14 protein-coding genes are annotated in these 16,991 nt (G+C 59.6%); 11 read left to right on the top strand and 3 right to left on the bottom strand.

All coding sequences use genetic code 11. From position 1 onward, the window contains the following. The first annotated feature begins 12 nt into the window (after positions 1-12). The 6 genes from ABWV79_RS17940 to ABWV79_RS17915 all read left to right on the top strand — a co-directional run bounded on the left by ABWV79_RS17940 (position 13) and on the right by ABWV79_RS17915 (position 7,213). Positions 13-1,266 carry an ABC transporter substrate-binding protein gene (locus ABWV79_RS17940; RefSeq protein WP_353393664.1) on the top strand — a complete coding sequence of 418 codons (1,254 nt, stop codon included), beginning with the start codon at positions 13-15 and terminating at the stop codon, positions 1,264-1,266. Between the two features lie 65 nt (positions 1,267-1,331). Then, positions 1,332-2,246, top strand: coding sequence for a carbohydrate ABC transporter permease (locus ABWV79_RS17935; protein ID WP_170352415.1), 915 nt, complete (start codon positions 1,332-1,334; stop codon positions 2,244-2,246). Between the two features lie 10 nt (positions 2,247-2,256). Further along, positions 2,257-3,096 carry a carbohydrate ABC transporter permease gene (locus ABWV79_RS17930; RefSeq protein WP_170352414.1) on the top strand — a complete coding sequence of 280 codons (840 nt, stop codon included), beginning with the start codon at positions 2,257-2,259 and terminating at the stop codon, positions 3,094-3,096. Further along, the gene (locus tag ABWV79_RS17925) at positions 3,093-4,127 is read left to right on the top strand and encodes a Gfo/Idh/MocA family protein (RefSeq protein ID WP_353393662.1); all 1,035 of its coding nucleotides are present in this window, start codon (positions 3,093-3,095) and stop codon (positions 4,125-4,127) included. Before ABWV79_RS17930 ends, ABWV79_RS17925 begins: the two co-directional genes overlap by 4 nt. Further along, entirely contained in the window at positions 4,124-5,116 is a 993-nt protein-coding gene (locus tag ABWV79_RS17920) for an ABC transporter ATP-binding protein (protein WP_353393660.1), read from the top strand. Before ABWV79_RS17925 ends, ABWV79_RS17920 begins: the two co-directional genes overlap by 4 nt. A 207-nt stretch (positions 5,117-5,323) precedes the next feature. Next, positions 5,324-7,213: a PhoX family protein gene (locus ABWV79_RS17915; RefSeq protein ID WP_353393658.1), complete on the top strand. Its 1,890-nt coding sequence runs from the start codon at positions 5,324-5,326 to the stop codon at positions 7,211-7,213. A 45-nt stretch (positions 7,214-7,258) separates the two neighbouring features. On the opposite strand, the gene ABWV79_RS17910 is transcribed toward ABWV79_RS17915, so the two are convergent. Together ABWV79_RS17910 and ABWV79_RS17905 are read right to left on the bottom strand one after the other, a co-directional pair. After that, positions 7,259-7,825, bottom strand: a complete 567-nt coding sequence (locus ABWV79_RS17910; RefSeq protein ID WP_353393656.1) for a tetratricopeptide repeat protein — start codon at positions 7,823-7,825, stop codon at positions 7,259-7,261. A gap of 30 nt (positions 7,826-7,855) precedes the next feature. Then, positions 7,856-8,344, bottom strand: a complete 489-nt coding sequence (locus tag ABWV79_RS17905; RefSeq protein ID WP_353393654.1) for an Lrp/AsnC family transcriptional regulator — start codon at positions 8,342-8,344, stop codon at positions 7,856-7,858. Between the two features lie 103 nt (positions 8,345-8,447). On the opposite strand from ABWV79_RS17905, the gene putA reads away from it, so the two are divergent. Together putA and ABWV79_RS17895 are read left to right on the top strand one after the other, a co-directional pair. Next, positions 8,448-11,849, top strand: coding sequence for a bifunctional proline dehydrogenase/L-glutamate gamma-semialdehyde dehydrogenase PutA (putA, locus tag ABWV79_RS17900; protein ID WP_353393652.1), 3,402 nt, complete (start codon positions 8,448-8,450; stop codon positions 11,847-11,849). Between the two features lie 42 nt (positions 11,850-11,891). Further along, the gene (locus ABWV79_RS17895; RefSeq protein ID WP_353393650.1) at positions 11,892-12,635 is read left to right on the top strand and encodes a rhomboid family intramembrane serine protease; all 744 of its coding nucleotides are present in this window, start codon (positions 11,892-11,894) and stop codon (positions 12,633-12,635) included. On the opposite strand, the gene bhcR is transcribed toward ABWV79_RS17895, so the two are convergent. Next, a complete protein-coding gene (gene bhcR, locus ABWV79_RS17890) occupies positions 12,600-13,442 on the bottom strand; it encodes an HTH-type transcriptional regulator BhcR (RefSeq protein ID WP_353393648.1) in 843 nt (280 codons plus the stop codon). The two genes, ABWV79_RS17895 and bhcR, sit on opposite strands and share 36 nt — an antisense overlap. Positions 13,443-13,629: 187 nt before the next feature. On the opposite strand from bhcR, the gene bhcA reads away from it, so the two are divergent. The 3 genes from bhcA to bhcC are packed head-to-tail and all read left to right on the top strand — an operon-like array spanning position 13,630 to position 16,978. After that, the gene (gene bhcA / locus ABWV79_RS17885; RefSeq protein WP_353393646.1) at positions 13,630-14,820 is read left to right on the top strand and encodes an L-aspartate--glyoxylate aminotransferase BhcA; all 1,191 of its coding nucleotides are present in this window, start codon (positions 13,630-13,632) and stop codon (positions 14,818-14,820) included. A gap of 11 nt (positions 14,821-14,831) precedes the next feature. Then, positions 14,832-15,803 carry a beta-hydroxyaspartate dehydratase BhcB gene (gene bhcB, locus ABWV79_RS17880; RefSeq protein WP_353393644.1) on the top strand — a complete coding sequence of 324 codons (972 nt, stop codon included), beginning with the start codon at positions 14,832-14,834 and terminating at the stop codon, positions 15,801-15,803. 11 nt (positions 15,804-15,814) lie between these two features. Then, entirely contained in the window at positions 15,815-16,978 is a 1,164-nt protein-coding gene (bhcC, locus tag ABWV79_RS17875; protein WP_353393642.1) for a 3-hydroxy-D-aspartate aldolase BhcC, read from the top strand. Positions 16,979-16,991 lie beyond the last annotated feature (13 nt).

The raw sequence follows: 16,991 nt of genomic DNA, 5'->3' as shown, positions 1-16,991 counted from the left end.
TGGGAGAATGAAATGAAACGCACAAGTCTGAAGCTGGCTCTGCTGGGCTCAACCCTTATGGGTACGGCTGCCATGGCCGAAGATGTCACGCTGACCATCGAAAGCTGGCGCAACGATGACCTGACCCTATGGCAGGATCAGATCATTCCTGCATTTGAGGCCGCAAACCCCGGCATCAAGGTACAATTCACGCCCTCGGCCCCCGCCGAATACAACGCTGTTTTGAACTCAAAACTGGACGCGGGCTCGGCTGGCGACCTGATCACCTGCCGTCCATTTGACGCCTCTCTGGCGCTGTACGAAGCCGGGCACCTGACTGATCTGTCGGGCGTCGAGGCGATGGGCAATTTCTCGGATGTCGCCAGATCGGCGTGGCAGACCGATGATGGCGCGGTCAGCTTCTGTGTTCCGATGGCCTCCGTGATCCACGGGTTCATCTACAACAAAGACGCGTTCAACGAGCTGGGCATCGACGTGCCGACCACCGAGGATGAGTTCTTTGCCGCCCTCGACAAGATCAAAGAAGACGGCACCTATATCCCGATGGCGATGGGCACCAACGACCAGTGGGAAGCCGCCACGATGGGCTATAACAACATCGGCCCGAACTATTGGAAAGGTGAGGAAGGCCGTCAGGCGCTGATCAAAGGCGAGCAGAAGCTGACCGATGAGGCCTGGACCGCCCCTTACGCCACGCTGGCCCGCTGGGGTGAGTATCTGGGCGACGGGTATGAGGCGCAGACCTATCCCGACAGCCAGAACATCTTCACGCTGGGCCGTGCGGCTGTTTACCCTGCCGGGTCGTGGGAAATCTCGGGCTTCAACGCGCAGGCTGATTTCGAAATGGGCGCATTCAAGCCTCCGGTCCGCAATGCGGGCGACACCTGCTATATCTCGGATCACACCGATATCGGCATCGGCATGAACGCCGCCACCGAGAATCCCGAGGCGGCCGAAACTTTCCTGGCCTGGGTCGCAAGCCCAGAGTTCGCGGAAATCTTCGGCAACGCGCTGCCCGGCTTCTTCCCGCTGTCCAGCACGCCGGTTGAGCTGCAGGATCCGCTGGCCAAGGAAATCGTCGGCTGGCGTGATGAGTGTGAATCGACCATCCGCTCGACCTATCAAATCCTGTCGCGCGGCACGCCGAACCTTGAGAATGAGACCTGGGGCGCATCCGTTGCGGCTATCAAGGGTGCCAAATCGCCCGAAGAACTGGGCGCCGAACTGCAGGAAGGTCTTGCCTCCTGGTACGCTCCGCATCAGTAAGCTGATCCCTACCCGGGCGGAAACGCCCGCCCGGGTACACCCGACACCCCTTTGAAAGCTGACCCATGAATCGCCCCCGCTTCCGCTGGCATATCGTCGTGTTTCTGGCCCCAGCCGTGCTGGTCTATACGGCGGTGATGATTTTCCCGCTGTTCAACACGCTGCGGCTGGCGCTCTATTCCGAGGTGGATCAGAGCCGCGTGTTCGTTGGCTTGCAGAACTTTCAAACGCTGTTTTTCGATCCCATCTGGTCCGAGCAGTTCTGGAACGCTTTGGGCAACAACTTCTGGTTCTTCCTGATCCATATGCTTGTTCAAAACCCCATCGGGATCGCGCTGGCGGCGCTACTCAGCCACCCGCGCCTGAGGTTCTCGGCGCTCTATCGGTCGGCGATATTCATCCCGACAATCCTGAGCTTTGTGATCGTTGGCTTTGCATGGAAACTGATCCTGTCGCCCATCTGGGGCATCGCGCCCTCGATGCTGGATGCTGTCGGCCTGAAATCCCTGTTCGCGCCGTGGCTGGGGAAAGAGGAATATGCGCTCACCACGCTGGCGCTGATCTCGGTCTGGCAATTTGTGGGCATCCCGATGATGCTGATCTATGCCGCCCTGCTGACCATCCCCGAGGAAATCCTTGAGGCCGGAGAGATCGACGGCATAACCGGGGCCTCGGCCTTCTGGAAGATCAAACTGCCGCTGATCCTGCCCTCGATCGGCATCATCTCGATCCTGACCTTTGTGGGCAACTTCAACGCGTTCGACCTGATCTATGCCGCCCAAGGCGCGCTGGCCGGGCCGGATTTCTCGACTGATATTCTGGGCACGTTCATGTACCGCACCTTCTTTGGCTTCCAGTTGCAATTGGGCGACCCGCATATGGGATCGGCCATCGCCGGGGCCATGTTCGCGATCATTCTGGTGGGAGTTTGCATCTACCTCTTCGGCATCCAGACCCGGATGCGCCGGTATCAATTGTGAGGGCGCTTAGATGAACAAAGCTCGCCATAACCCGCTGAATACCGCCGCGATGCACGGGGCGCTGATCCTCTACACGCTGATAGCCCTGTTCCCGGTTTTTGTGATCATCATCAACAGCTTCAAGTCCCGCCGCGCGATCTTCCGCGAGCCGCTGGCGCTGCCGAATGCCGACAGTTTCTCAATGATCGGGTATGAGACGGTAATGAAGCAGGGGGATTTCTTCCTCTACTTCCAGAACTCGATGATCGTCACCGTCGCGTCGCTGTTCTTCATCCTGCTGTTCGGGGCAATGGCGGCCTATGCGCTGTCTGAATATCAGTTCAAGGGCAACCTGCTGATGGGACTGTATCTGGCGTTGGGGATCATGATCCCGATCCGCATCGGCACCGTGGCGATCCTTGAGATGATGGTGGCGACCGGGCTGGTCAACACGCTCTGGGCGCTGATCCTGGTTTACACGGCGCAGGGGCTGCCGTTGGCGGTGTTCATCCTGTCGGAGTTCATGCGGCAGGTCAGTGACGATCTGAAGAACGCAGGCCGCATCGACGGGCTGTCGGAATACACGATCTTTTTCCGGCTGGTTCTGCCTCTGGTCCGGCCCGCGATGGCGACTGTGGCGGTGTTCAACATGATCCCGATCTGGAACGACCTGTGGTTCCCGCTGATCCTTGCCCCGGCTGAGGAAACCAAGACGCTCACGTTGGGCAGTCAGGTCTTTATCGGGCAGTTCGTCACCGACTGGAACGCGGTTCTGTCGGCCCTGTCGATGGCGATCCTGCCGGTGCTGGTTCTGTATGTCATCTTCTCGCGCCAATTGATCCGCGGCATCACATCCGGAGCTGTCAAATGACCAAAGTTCTGATCGCTGGCCTTGGCAATATGGGCCTCAGCCACGCGCTGGCTCATCACAACCACGCGGACGCGCAGATCGTGGGGCTGGTGAACCGCTCGGGCCACGTGGATCACCCCGAGCTGGGCCAATACCCCGCCTATCCGGATTTCGACACAGCGCTGGCCGAGACCACACCAGATCTGGTGGTCGTCGCCACCTATTCCGACAGCCACGCCGACTATGCCTGCGCCGCGATGGAAGCTGGTGCGCATGTCTTCGTTGAAAAACCACTGGCGACCAATGTGGCCGATGCGCGACGTGTGGTTGAGACCGCCACCAGACTGAACCGCAAACTGGTCGTGGGCTATATCCTGCGCCATCACCCCTCGTGGATGCGCCTGATCTCCGAGGCGCGCGATCTGGGTGGGCCTTACGTGTTTCGCCTGAACCTGAACCAGCAGTCCTCGGGGGCCGAGTGGGAGACGCATAAGGCGCTGATGCAGACCACCTCGCCCATCGTGGATTGCGGCGTGCATTATGTGGACGTGATGTGCCAGATCACCGATGCGCAGCCCGTCCGCGTGCATGGCATGGGCCTGCGCCTGTCGGATGAGATCGCCGAGGACATGTACAATTACGGCCAGTTTCAGGTGATTTTTGAGGACGGCTCGGTCGGCTGGTATGAGGCCGGGTGGGGCCCGATGATGTCCGAAACCGCGTTTTTCGTGAAAGACATCGTCTCGCCCAACGGCTCAGTCTCGATCACCGACGGCAACAAGGGCGCATCGGCGGATATTGACGGCCACACCAAGGTTGGCGGGCTGTTGATCCACACTCCGGGCGGCGACCGCACCGTCGAGATGCCCGATGAGCCCGGCCATCAGGAACTCTGTGACGCCGAACAAGCCTATATGCTGCGCGCCATCGCTGACGATATCGACCTGACGCGCCATATGAATGACGCCGTCCAATCCCTCGCCATTTGTCTGGCCGCAGATGAAAGCATCCGCACCGGCCAGCCCGTTTCGCTTAAGGAGTCCGCAACATGACTGCTCTGACCTTGACCAATGTGAACAAATCCTTTGGCGAGGTACATGTCCTGAAAGACATCTCGCTTGAGGTGGAAGAAGGCGAGTTTGTCGTTTTCGTCGGCCCCTCGGGCTGTGGCAAATCCACCCTGCTGCGCGTGATCGCGGGGTTGGAGGATGCATCCTCGGGTGAGATCAATATCGACGGCCAGCAGGTCAATCTGGTGCCGCCGTCGAAACGTGGCATCGCGATGGTATTCCAAAGCTATGCGCTCTATCCCCATCTGAACGTGCGCGGGAACATGACACTGGCGCTGAAACAAGAGAAGCAACCCAAAGCGGTGATCGAGGAGCGCGTCGCCACTGCCAGCCGGATGCTGAACCTTGAGGAATATCTGGACCGCTATCCATCTGAGCTGTCCGGCGGTCAGCGCCAACGCGTCGCCATCGGGCGGGCCATCGTGCGCGAGCCGAAACTGTTTTTGTTTGACGAGCCGCTTTCGAACCTCGACGCGGCGCTGCGGATGAACACGCGGATTGAGATCGCAAACCTGCACCGGGCGCTCGACGCCTCGATGATCTATGTCACCCACGACCAGACCGAGGCGATGACACTGGCCGACAAGATCGTTGTACTGCGCGATGGACGAGTGGAGCAGATCGGCTCTCCGATGGAGCTGTATAACAACCCCGCCAACCAGTTTGTTGCGGGATTCCTTGGATCCCCTTCGATGAACTTCCTGCCCGAAAGCCTGCTGGATCAGGGATCAGACACCCTCGGCATTCGCCCCGAAGACCTGTTTCTGTCCGATGACGGCCCCCTGTCAGCGCGGGTCAGCCATGTCGAGAAACTGGGCGGTGATACCAACGTCATTGCGACCGTTCAGAACCATTCGGTGACGGCGCGGTTGTTCGGGCAGCATGCGATATCCGAAGGCCAAGACCTGCGCCTTGGGTTCGCGCCCGAAAAAGCGTATCGGTTCGATGCAGATGGACAGCGGCTGCGTTAACCCAATCACGACGATGTGATCAATCTGTTTTGATGATTGTAACACCCTGTCTGCATCGCGCAGGCAGGGCTTCGGCGCGATTTAGCGCAACAAAAATGAATCTATTTTCAGGTCGAAATACAGCGGCTTTAATGGCGCTGTTAAGAACCTGTCACAAAGACCTCTTAAATCCCGTTCATCAACTTTCATTTTAGCCAGGAGCCATCCATGAAAGACGTCGACAACACCACACTTTCCGCAGACGACTGGGACGAGCTGCACTTCCCCCGCGCCGAGGAAAACGACTTTGACCGCGTGGTCGAAAGCGCCATTTCCCGCCGTGGTTTTCTGGCCGGTGTGGTGGCCTTCGGATCGGGCGCTGCTGCAATGGGCACAGGTCTGCTCAGCTCGACCTCGGCGCAGGCTGCTGACGCGTCGCGCTTTGCCTTCACCCCTATCGCAGCCCAGACCGATGGCACCGTTCACGTTCCCGAAGGGTATGAGTGGAAAGTTATGATGCGCTGGGGCGATCCGCTATTTTCGGATGCCGACGGCTATGACATCGCCGATGGCGGTCCGGTCGAAAAATCCGACCGTATCTTTGGTGAGAACACTGACGGGATGGAAACCTTCTCGTTCCAGGGTCACGAACTGATCGCAATCAACCACGAATACCCCAACCGCAAGATCAACCTGCCGGCCGCTGCGGAAGGTGTTCCAGAAAACGCAGGTGACGTTCTGAAACTGCAGAACATCCAAGGCGTGACCGTCATGGAAATCACCGAAGGCCCTGAGGGCTGGTCTGTTGTCAAAGACAGCCCCTTCAACCGCCGTATTCATCACAACACTCCGATGAAAATCGTTGGCCCCGCAGCCGGCCATGACCTGCTGAAAACCGAGGCTGACCCGACCGGCACCACTTCGTTGGGCACCATGAACAACTGTGGTGCGGGCAAGACGCCCTGGGGCACCTATCTGACCTGCGAAGAGAACTTCAACGGCTACTTCGGCTCATTGGATGAAAATGCCGCCTATGACCAGAAGGTCGCGGACGGTATGGCGCGCTACGGTATCAAGGCCGAAAGCTGGAACGGGTACGAGTTCTTTGATCCCCGTTTCGACACATCGAAAAACCCCAACGAGCCGCATCGCGCAGGCTGGATCGTTGAAATCGACCCGACCAAACCTGACAGCACCCCTGTCAAGCACACCGGTCTGGGTCGCTTCAAACACGAAAACGCCGAGGTCACTCTGGCTGCCGACGGTCGTGTAGTTGTCTACATGGGCGACGATGAACGTGGCGAATACCTGTACAAGTTCGTCTCGAACGGCACCTATCAGCCCGGCGCTGAAACCGAGAGCCTGCTGAACGACGGTACGCTTTATGTCGCCAAGTTCAACGACGACATGAAGGGTGAATGGCTGGCCCTGACCCCGGAAACCACCGGACTGGACGATGCCGAGATTCGCATCTTTACCCGCATGGCGGCCTCCAAAGCGGGCGGCACCACCATGGACCGCCCCGAATGGGTCGCCTCCAGCCCGGTTGCGGTCGAAGCTTATTGCTGCCTGACCAACAACAAGAACCGCGGCGTCAAGCCAAACGCCGGTGGTGATGACACCTCGGTCAACGCGGCCAACCCGCGTGAGGCGAACAAATACGGTCAGATCGTGCGCTGGCGTCCGGCCAATGACGACCACGCCGCCCAAGCGTTCGATTGGGACCTGTACGTCATGGCAGGCAACCCCACCGTGCATTCCGATGACCGCGCCGGGTCGCCCAACGTGAACGAGGGCAACCTGTTCAACTCGCCCGACGGTATGGTGATCGATTCGACCGGTCTGATCTGGATCCAGACAGACGGGAATGACGACAACGAGGAAGATTTCGCAGGCAACGGCAATAACCAGATGCTGGTTGGTGATCCCGTGACCGGTGAAATTGCACGTTTCATGACCGGTCCGAACGGCTGTGAGGTGACCGGTCTGGCGTGGTCCACAGACCTGCGGACTATGTTTGTTGGCATCCAGCACCCCGGCAGCAACTGGCCCGATGGCGGCACGCCACGCTCGTCGGTCATTGCGATCAAACGCGCCGATAACGGTCTCGTCGGCTAACTAATGCACCAACGCCCCCGGAGTTCTTTTCGGGGGCGTTGATCTTCAGATGTCTTCGCCCTTCGGGGCAAGTGGCCCCCCGGCGTCCAGCAAATGGCGCTCGGACAACCACGGGTTCAGCTTCAGCGCCTGATGCAAAGTTTCACGCGCTTCATCAACCCGCTTTAAGCCCAACAAGGTCAGCGCCTTACCGCTGATCGCAGCCACATGGTTGGGCGACAGTTCGATCGCACGGTCCAGATCAGGCAGAGCCGCCTGATAGTCCTGTCGCAGAAAATGCGCAAAGGCGCGCTGGTTATAGCCTTCGGCGTAAGAGGGACAATATTCGACCAGTTTGTCGAAATCCTCGATCGCGCCCAGCAGATCCCATTGGCTGCGGCGGGTCATCCCGCGATCCAACACAGCCTGTGCGCTGTCATCCGGTGCGTCGGCCCAAAATTCCCACAGCTGGTTTGAAAGGATTTGCGCGGCGCGCTCATTCTCGGCTTGCTGGATTTGCGTGATGAGCCCGGCAACTCCGTCCGAATGGTCCGGCGCAGCGGGGCACCCCTCGGACTGGGCCGCGATCGTGCCCGAGACCAGAAATGCAAAAGCTGTAACGATCTGTTTCATGATTCAATGGTGACGCGCCATACACGTTCGTCAACCCACTGCCTCAATCCCGCCCGAGACGCCGGTTTCCTTCACGGCCTCCATCGCCACAAAGGTCGAGGTGCTGGCCACATGCGGCAGGGATGAGATTTTCTCGGCTAGAACCGCGCGGTATTCCGACATCGACCCGGTGCGGATTTTCAACAGATAGTCAAAATTCGACGCGATCATATGGGCTTGCTCTATCTCGCCCACCTTCCGTACAGCGGCATTGAATTCGGCCAGTGCCTTTTCTCGGGTGTCGGTCAGGCGCACTTCTACAAAGGCCACATGGTCCAGTCCAAGGCGGATCGGGTCCAGCAGGGCGCGGTATCCGGTGATGATACCATCAGCCTCAAGTTTCTTCACACGTGCTTGAGTGGGCGATTTCGACAGCCCGATCCGCCGCGCAAGGTCCGCGACCGAGATGCGCCCATCCTCGGACAGAATCGCCAGAATGGCGCGGTCGAATCGATCCAAGTCAGGAAAGTCCATTTGCATCGCATTTACCCCTCAAATCAGTTCAACCGACTGTGTTTTGCGAAATTTAGGGCAATCAGGCCGCCAAAGCGATCCTATATTTAACTAAAGCACTGGAGGATTCATGGCACACAGCCTGCGCACCCATATTGACGCCCAAACCTATGCCGACCCGTCGGCCGTTCTGGACAGCCTGATCGCGCAGGCCGATCTGAGCGACACGGATCGTGCCGCCATCTGTACGGCCGCAGCCCAACTGGTGCGCGACATCCGTGCCAGCACCTCGCCGGGGATGATGGAGGTCTTTCTGGCCGAATACGGCCTCTCCACCGATGAAGGCGTCGCGCTGATGTGTCTGGCCGAGGCACTGCTGCGGGTGCCCGATGCCGATACGATTGACGCGCTGATCGAGGATAAAATCGCGCCTTCGGACTGGGGCAAGCATCTGGGGCAATCCTCGTCCTCGCTGGTCAATGCTTCCACCTGGGCTTTGATGCTGACGGGTAAGGTTCTGGACGATGGCAAAGCCTCACCAGTCAGCGCCCTGCGCGGAGCGATCAAACGGCTGGGTGAGCCGGTGATCCGCACCGCAGTGGGCCGCGCGATGAAGGAAATGGGCCGTCAGTTCGTTCTGGGCGAGACGATCCAATCCGCCATGGACCGCGCCCAGGGGATGGAGGCCAAGGGCTATACCTATTCCTATGACATGCTGGGCGAGGCCGCCCGGACCGAGGCTGACGCCGCCCGCTATCACCTATCTTATTCGCGCGCGATTGCGGCCATTGCCGATGCCTGCACGCATGATGACATTCGCGCCAATCCGGGGATCTCGGTCAAGCTGTCCGCCCTGCATCCGCGATATGAGCTGGCGCAGGAACAGCGCGTGATGGATGAGCTTGTGCCCCGACTGCGCGCCTTGTGCCTGCTGGCCAAAGCCGCCGGGATGGGCCTGAACGTGGACGCCGAGGAGGCCGACCGTCTGTCTTTGTCTCTGCAAGTGATCGAAGCGGTGATGTCCGAACCCGCCCTTGCCGGGTGGGACGGGTTCGGGATCGTGGTGCAGGCCTATGGCCCCCGCGCCGGGGTGGTTCTGGATACGCTCTATGACATGGCGCAGCGCCACGACCGCAAGCTGATGGTGCGGCTGGTGAAAGGCGCCTATTGGGATACAGAGGTCAAGCGCGCGCAGGTCGAAGGCGTCAATGGCTTCCCCGTCTTCACTCGCAAGGCCGCGACCGATATTTCCTACATCGCCAATGCCCGCAAATTGCTGGGGATGACTGACCGCATCTATCCGCAATTCGCCACCCATAACGCCCATACGGTCAGCGCGATCCAGTATATGGCTGATGGGCAGCCCTTCGAATTCCAGCGCCTGCACGGCATGGGCGAGACGCTGCACGGGCTGGTCAAGGACCAGAACGCCACCCGCTGCCGCATCTATGCGCCGGTGGGCGCACATCGTGACCTGCTGGCCTATCTGGTGCGGCGGCTGTTGGAAAATGGCGCGAATTCCTCCTTCGTGAACCAGATCGTGGATGAGGACGTGCCGCCCGAAGTGGTCGCCGCCGATCCCTTTGTCACGATCATCGACGCCGCCCGCCCCCTGCCCACTGGCCCCGACCTGTTCCAGCCCGAACGCCCCAATTCGCGCGGGTTCGACCTGCACCACACGCCAACGCTGGATCGGATCGACGCCGCGCGCGATGCCTTTCGTGCACATCACTGGTACGCGCAACCCCTGCTGTCGGACGATGCGCGCCCCGAAGGCGATCAGCCCGTCACCAACCCCGCCCAGCCACAAGACCGCCCCGGAGCGGTCGCCCTGGCCAGTACCGCAGATGTGGAACTGGCGCTGGCCTCTGCCGCACCGTGGCAAGCCCCAGCCGCCCAGCGCGCGCAGGTGCTGAACGCGGCCGCTGATCTTTACGAGGCCCATTTCGGCGAACTGTTCGCCCTGCTGGCGCGCGAGGCCGGGAAGTCTCTGCCCGACGCAGTGGCAGAACTGCGCGAGGCCGTGGATTTCCTGCGCTACTACGCAGCCAATATCCCCAATGCCGACCCCGCGGGCATTTTCACCTGTATCAGCCCGTGGAACTTCCCACTGGCGATTTTCACCGGGCAAATATCGGCCGCTCTGGCCACCGGCAATGCCGTTCTGGCCAAACCGGCACCACAGACACCTCTGATCGCACATCGGGCCGTGCAATTGCTGCACGAGGCGGGTGTGCCGCGCGATGCGCTGCAATTGCTGCCAGGTGGCCCGCACGTAGGGGCCGCGCTGACATCCGATGCGCGGGTGTCGGGGGTGGCTTTCACCGGCTCGACCGGCACGGCGTTGAAAATCCGCGCGGCGATGGCGGATCATCTGCAACCCGGCACGCCTCTGATCGCGGAAACCGGCGGACTGAATGCGATGATCGTCGACAGCACTGCCCTGCCCGAACAGGCCGTGCAATCCATCATCGAAAGCGCGTTTCAATCCGCGGGTCAGCGATGCTCGGCCCTGCGGTGCCTCTATGTGCAAGAAGATATCGCCGACGATCTGCTGACCATGCTGACCGGCGCGATGGAGGCCCTGGTGGTGGGCGATCCGTGGCTGATCGCAACCGATTGCGGCCCGGTGATTGACCGCGACGCGCGGCAAGGCATCGCCGACCACATCGCACAGGCTCGCAGTGAAGGTCGGGTGCTGAAGGAACTGAGAACCCCGCCCGAGGGCACTTTCATCGCTCCCACCCTGATTGAAATCCCCGGCATCGCGGCACTTGGGCGCGAAATATTCGGCCCCGTGCTGCATGTGGCGCGGTTCAAAGCCTCAGATCTGGATCAGGTCATCGCCGACATCAACGCCACGGGCTATGGTCTGACATTCGGCCTGCACACCCGCATCGACGACCGCGTGCAGCACATCACCGAGGCTGTCCACGCGGGCAATATCTACGTCAATCGCAATCAGATCGGTGCCATTGTCGGCTCGCAACCCTTCGGCGGCGAGGGGCTGTCGGGCACGGGGCCCAAGGCGGGCGGGCCAAACTATATGGCGAGGTTCTGTGCGCCGGACCGGCAAAAGGTGGATGCCACATGGGACAACACCGCCAGCGACCTGCCCGACCCCACAGGCCAGCCGGCCCCGCTGCGCACTCGGTCGCTGCCCGGCCCCACCGGCGAATCCAACCGGCTCAGCGAATTCCCCCGCGCGCCGCTGCTGTGCATGGGTCCGGGTACAGATACCGTTCAGGCGCAGGCCCAAGCGGTTGAGGCCCTTGGCGGCACCGCGATCCGTGCGTCCGGCATGATCGACCTGCACCGGCTGGAGAACATCGCGAACATCTCAGGCGTATTGTGGTGGGGCGATGAGGCCACCGCGCGGCAGATCGAACAGCATCTGGCCCGTCGCCATGGCCCGATCCTGCCTCTGATTCCCGGCCTGCCCGACCGCGCGCGTGTGCTGAGTGAACGTCACGTTTGTGTCGACACAACCGCCGCAGGAGGCAACGCCGCCCTGCTTGGGGGTGCGGCGTAACCGGACCTTGACGCTGGGCCGCGAAAAGCCCAGCGTCGCGCCATGTTTCCAATCCGTGACCATAACCCCTCGGGGCGCACGCCTTACGTCGTCTATCTGCTGATGGCAGCGAATATCGTGATCTTCCTCAGCTATGTCGGGATCATGGATAACGCACGGTTACTCAATCAACTTTACTTCGATTATGCGGTAATCCCGGCCCGTATCACGGACGGATTTGCGCTGGAAACGCTTGTGACCTCGATGTTTTTGCATGGCGGTTGGATGCATCTGGCGGGCAACATGCTGTTTCTGTGGATTTTCGGAGACAATCTTGAAGACGAAATGGGGCATCTACCCTTTCTGCTGTTTTATGTGCTAGCCGGTATCGGAGCGGGGTTGATCCACGTCGTGACGGCTCCTGACTCAGTGATCCCCACGATTGGCGCGTCTGGTGCCATTGCTGGCGTCATGGGCGGGTATCTTCTGATGTTCCCCAAAGCCCGCGTCGACATCCTGTTGATCCTAGTCGTCTATTTCCGCGTATTTACTATCCCGGCCTTTGTCATGTTGGGGGTGTGGTTGGGAATGCAGTTCCTCGGCAGCCTGGCAAGCGATCCTGACAAGGGCGGTGTCGCCTATTGGGCACATACCGGCGGGTTCCTAGTCGGTCTGATCCTGTGCGTTCCCTTGTGGCTAAGGCGCGGCGCGATGTCTTATTGGAACCGCACCCACGGCCACCCGCCCCACCCCGAGCACGAATACAAGCTGTCACAATCCCGCATTCCCCGCATCCCGCGCCGGTAAGTGACCACCGCTTTGCCGCGTTACCTCTTGCGCGGCGGCTTGAACCAGCGCCCCCAGTTCCGGCGCGCGTTCAGCGTTGAACCGGACCGTTGGACCAGACACCGAGATACCTGCACAAGGCTCGCCCCGGTCGTTGAATATGGCTGCTCCGATGCAGGACATTCCCTGATATCGCTCCTCCCGGTCTAATGACCATCCCCGCGCGCGGGTTTGATCCAAGTCTGCCTGCAACCGGGTGTCGTCTATTAACGTATGAGGCGTGAAGCGTTCCGGTTTGGCCCCGGTCATCAATCTGGTCAGCGCGGCCTCTCCCATCGCGGCCAGAATCGCCTTTCCCGTCCCTGAGGCGTACATCGGCGTCCGAGCCCCCGGTGGGAAAAACGCCCGGATCGGGTTTGCTGTTTCAACCTGACCGACAAACACCACCTGCGCCCCGTCCGGGACCGCCAGATTGGCCGTTTCTCCGCTGTCCTGCATCAATCTGCGCAGGACTGGCCGCCCAATCTCGATCACACTATTACGGCGCAGAAACGAGGCCCCAGTCCGATAAGCCTCGATCCCGATCATCCACTCCTGTCGTTCTTCGTCGAAGGCCACGAACCCGTGTTTCTGCAAAGTCATCAGAATGCGGTGGGTGGTGGCCGTAGGTACACCAGTCTCACGTGCCAGATCGCTTAATGCTGCGCGCTCCAGCCGGGCAGTTTCGGTCAAAACACCTAGCGCGCGATCCAGCGACTGCATCGTCCCGGCCGTGCTTTCCTTGAACAAGGACTTCGGTCTACCGCGCTGTCTTTTCGAGGATTCCATCCCATTTTCTCCGGTTTGCGACGTCAAATTTTTTTGGCCCGTTTTTCTTCCCCAAGAAATGAAAAAAAGAAACTCAAATCAAATCAGCGCCTTAGTGTTAAAATCGCAAAAATGAAAATATTTTTCAAGAAAATTGCATGGCGCCGAGCATTCCCGGACACTGACTTCAAATGCGGAGGAACACGTCATGTCCAACCAAAACCCTGTTTTCATTCCCGGCCCAACTAACATCCCGGACAGGCTGCGTCTTGCAATGCAGGTCCAGACTCAGGACCACCGCGCGCCTGATTTCATCGAAACCTTTGCCCCCGTCCTTGAAGACACAAAGAAAGTTTTTGGCACCACCTCTGGTCAGGTCGTCACCTACCCCGCCAGCGGAACTGGCGGGTGGGAAGCTGCGGTGACCAACACGCTCAACCCCGGTGACAAGGTGCTGGTGGCGCGGTACGGCGTATTCAGTCACCGTTGGATCGACCTATGCCAACGGCATGGACTGGACGTTCAGGTGATCGACTGCCCTTGGGGCAGCGGTGCCCCTGCCGAGCAGTTTGAAACCGCCCTGTCCAAGGACAATGCACACCAAATCCGTGCAGTTCTGGTGACCCATAACGAAACTGCAACCGGCGTTCGGTCGGACATCAGTGCAGTTCGGCGCGCAATAGACGCAGCCGATCATCCCGCGATGCTATTCGTGGATTGTGTTAGTTCCCTAGCTTCTATGCCGTTCGAGTTTGATGAATGGGGTGTCGATATCGCAGTTTCCGGGTCGCAAAAAGGGTTCATGCTGGCAACCGGCATGGCGATCCTTTGTGTCAGCCCCAAGGCTCTGGCGGCTTCGGCAACGGCGACGCTACCGCGCACGTTCTTCGATTTTCGCGACATGATGCAAGCCAATGCGTCTGGCGGCTTTCCTTATACCCCACCGCTGCAACTGATCTACGGGATGCGAGAAAGCCTGAAAATGTTGTTCGAGGAAGGGCTTGAGAATGTCTATGCCCGCCACACCCGTCTTGCTGAAGGCGTTCGGCGCGCCGTTGATGCCTGGGGCCTGCAACTGGTTGCCGAGTCGCCTGAGCTTTATTCCGACACTGTCAGCGCGATCTATGTACCGGATGGTATCAACAGCAATGCGCTAACAGATCATGCGTTCAACGCATACGGGGTGTCATTCGGCATCGGACTGGGCCAGCTTGACGGTAAGGCGTTTCGCATTGGTCATTTGGGTAGCCTGACGGATGCGATGGTCCTGTCCGGCCTGTCGACGATTGAGATGGCGATGGCCGATCTGCACTATCCGATCAACTTGGGCAGCGGAGTCGCCGCCGCACAGGATTTCTATCGCAAAGGGTCGCCGGACCACGCCAAGGCAGCCGCATAAGGAGGGTTGAGATGTTGGACCATTCACAAGCCGCCAACTTGACGATCGCGGACATGCGCGCGGCGCAACGGCGGATCGCACCTCATATCAGACGCACACCGCTGATGACGTCGGACTACCTGAATGACCTGACCGGCGCGCAGTTGCTCTTTAAATGCGAGAACTTTCAGGAGGCAGGTGCTTTCAAAGTGCGCGGTGCCTGTAACGCGGTCTTCAGCCTCAGTGAAGAAGAGGCCGTCAAGGGGGTGTGCACCCATTCCAGCGGCAACCATGCGTTGTCGCTCTCATACGCTGCTGGTCGCCGGGGTATCCCGTGCAACGTCGTTATGCCCCGCACCGCGCCTCAGGCCAAGAAAGACGCGGTACGCAGGTATGGCGGTACCATTACGGAATGCGATCCTTCAACTTCATCGCGCGAGGCTACCTTTGCCGAGGTTCAGGCCCGGACAGGAGGTGAGTTCATCCACCCCTACAACGATCCGCGTGTGATCGCAGGGCAAGCCACTTGCTCGGCTGAATTGCTGGATCAAACCGGCGGCGTTGACGCCGTTATCGCCCCGATTGGCGGCGGCGGCATGGTTTCAGGCACCTGCCTGACCGTCTCGAACCTTGCATCCGGTACAGAGATTTACGCGGCCGAACCCGAGCAGGCGGATGATGCGTTTCGGTCCTTCAAGGCTGGGTACATAATTGCCGACGACGCACCCAAGACCGTCGCTGACGGCTTGCTGGTGCCCTTAAAAGAGAACACATGGCACTTTGTCTCGAACCATGTGACGGACATTTTCACAGCCTCTGATGACGAGATCATCGCCGCTATGAAATTGACGTGGAAGCACCTTCGGGTGGTGATGGAACCATCTTCGGCGGTGCCATTGGCGGTCATCTTGAAGAACCAAGACGTGTTCCGCGGCAAACGTGTGGGCGTGATCATAACAGGCGGGAACGTCGATCTAGACAAGTTGCCATGGTTGCAAGGATGAGGAGAGAGAATATGAACAAATCCGCGAAATTTGACGATCTCGAGATCGGCTTCGACATCCCTGCCGCCATTGGGATGGACGAACGCGATATCCAGACGCCAAGCCTGATCTTGGACCTTGATGCGCTTGAACGAAATATCAAGAAGATGGGTGACTACGCCAAAGCGCACGGGATGCGGCATAGGGTGCATGGCAAAATGCACAAATCCGTGGACGTAGCCAAGCTACAAGAAGAACTGGGTGGCGCGGTCGGCGTGTGCTGTCAGAAAGTGTCCGAGGCCGAAGTCTTTGCCCGTGGTGGTATCAAAGACATCCTCGTATCCAATCAGGTGCGCGACCCAGCCAAGATCGATCGCTTGGCGCGTCTGCCCAAACTGGGTGCGCGCACAATCGTCTGCGTAGATGACGTGGACAACATCGCCGAGCTGTCGTCGGCAGCCACGCGGCACGGCACCGAGTTGGAGGTTTTTGTCGAAATCGACTGCGGCGCAGGACGTTGCGGCGTGACCTCGACCGCAGCAGTCGTTGAAATCGCCCAAGCGGTTCACGCCGCCGCAAATCTTAAGTACACAGGAATACAGGCCTATCAGGGTGCGATGCAGCACATGGACAGTTATGAAGCCCGCAAGGAAAAACTGGACGTCGCCATCGCGATGGTCAAAGACGCGGTCGAGGGTTTGAAAGCCGAAGGGATAGACTGCGAACTGGTCTCGGGCGGAGGAACTGGGTCGTACTATTTTGAAAGCGAGTCAGGCGTTTACAATGAATTGCAATGCGGGTCTTACGCGTTCATGGATGCTGATTACGGACGCATTCTGGACAAGGACGGCAACCGGATTGACCAAGGTGAATGGGAGAACGCGCTGTTCATTCTGACCAGTGTCATGAGCCATTCCAAACCTGATATTGCGGTCTGCGATGCGGGTCTCAAAGCCCAGTCTGTCGATAGCGGCCTGCCCTTCGTATATGGGCGTGACGACGTGGAATACCTCAAATGTTCGGACGAACATGGCGTGATTGGCGACCCGGACGGGGTTTTGAAAGTCAATGACAAGCTACGGCTGGTGCCTGGTCACTGCGACCCCACTTGCAATGTCCATGACTGGTATGTCGGCGTACGCGGCGGCAAAGTCGAAGCGTTGTGGCCAGTGTCGGCGCGCGGAAAGGCGTACTAAGCGATGAGGGATG

The sequence above is a fragment of the Ruegeria sp. HU-ET01832 genome (assembly GCF_040371315.1).
Taxonomy (GTDB): Bacteria; Pseudomonadota; Alphaproteobacteria; order Rhodobacterales; family Rhodobacteraceae; genus Ruegeria; species Ruegeria lacuscaerulensis_A.
Note: the sequence above shows the minus strand (reverse complement) of the source record. Positions and strands in the feature narration are given on the sequence as shown.

Bases quoted from the DNA above. Each gene is read 5' to 3' on its own strand.
- ABWV79_RS17940 (WP_353393664.1), top strand. From the start codon at position 13: ATGAAACGCACAAGTCTGAAGCTGGCTCTGCTGGGCTCAACCCTTATG.
- ABWV79_RS17935 (WP_170352415.1), top strand. From the start codon at position 1,332: ATGAATCGCCCCCGCTTCCGCTGGCATATCGTCGTGTTTCTGGCCCCA.
- ABWV79_RS17930 (WP_170352414.1), top strand. From the start codon at position 2,257: ATGAACAAAGCTCGCCATAACCCGCTGAATACCGCCGCGATGCACGGG.
- ABWV79_RS17925 (WP_353393662.1), top strand. From the start codon at position 3,093: ATGACCAAAGTTCTGATCGCTGGCCTTGGCAATATGGGCCTCAGCCAC.
- ABWV79_RS17920 (WP_353393660.1), top strand. From the start codon at position 4,124: ATGACTGCTCTGACCTTGACCAATGTGAACAAATCCTTTGGCGAGGTA.
- ABWV79_RS17915 (WP_353393658.1), top strand. From the start codon at position 5,324: ATGAAAGACGTCGACAACACCACACTTTCCGCAGACGACTGGGACGAG.
- ABWV79_RS17910 (WP_353393656.1), bottom strand. From the start codon at position 7,825: ATGAAACAGATCGTTACAGCTTTTGCATTTCTGGTCTCGGGCACGATC.
- ABWV79_RS17905 (WP_353393654.1), bottom strand. From the start codon at position 8,344: ATGCAAATGGACTTTCCTGACTTGGATCGATTCGACCGCGCCATTCTG.
- putA (WP_353393652.1), top strand. From the start codon at position 8,448: ATGGCACACAGCCTGCGCACCCATATTGACGCCCAAACCTATGCCGAC.
- ABWV79_RS17895 (WP_353393650.1), top strand. From the start codon at position 11,892: ATGTTTCCAATCCGTGACCATAACCCCTCGGGGCGCACGCCTTACGTC.
- bhcR (WP_353393648.1), bottom strand. From the start codon at position 13,442: ATGGAATCCTCGAAAAGACAGCGCGGTAGACCGAAGTCCTTGTTCAAG.
- bhcA (WP_353393646.1), top strand. From the start codon at position 13,630: ATGTCCAACCAAAACCCTGTTTTCATTCCCGGCCCAACTAACATCCCG.
- bhcB (WP_353393644.1), top strand. From the start codon at position 14,832: ATGTTGGACCATTCACAAGCCGCCAACTTGACGATCGCGGACATGCGC.
- bhcC (WP_353393642.1), top strand. From the start codon at position 15,815: ATGAACAAATCCGCGAAATTTGACGATCTCGAGATCGGCTTCGACATC.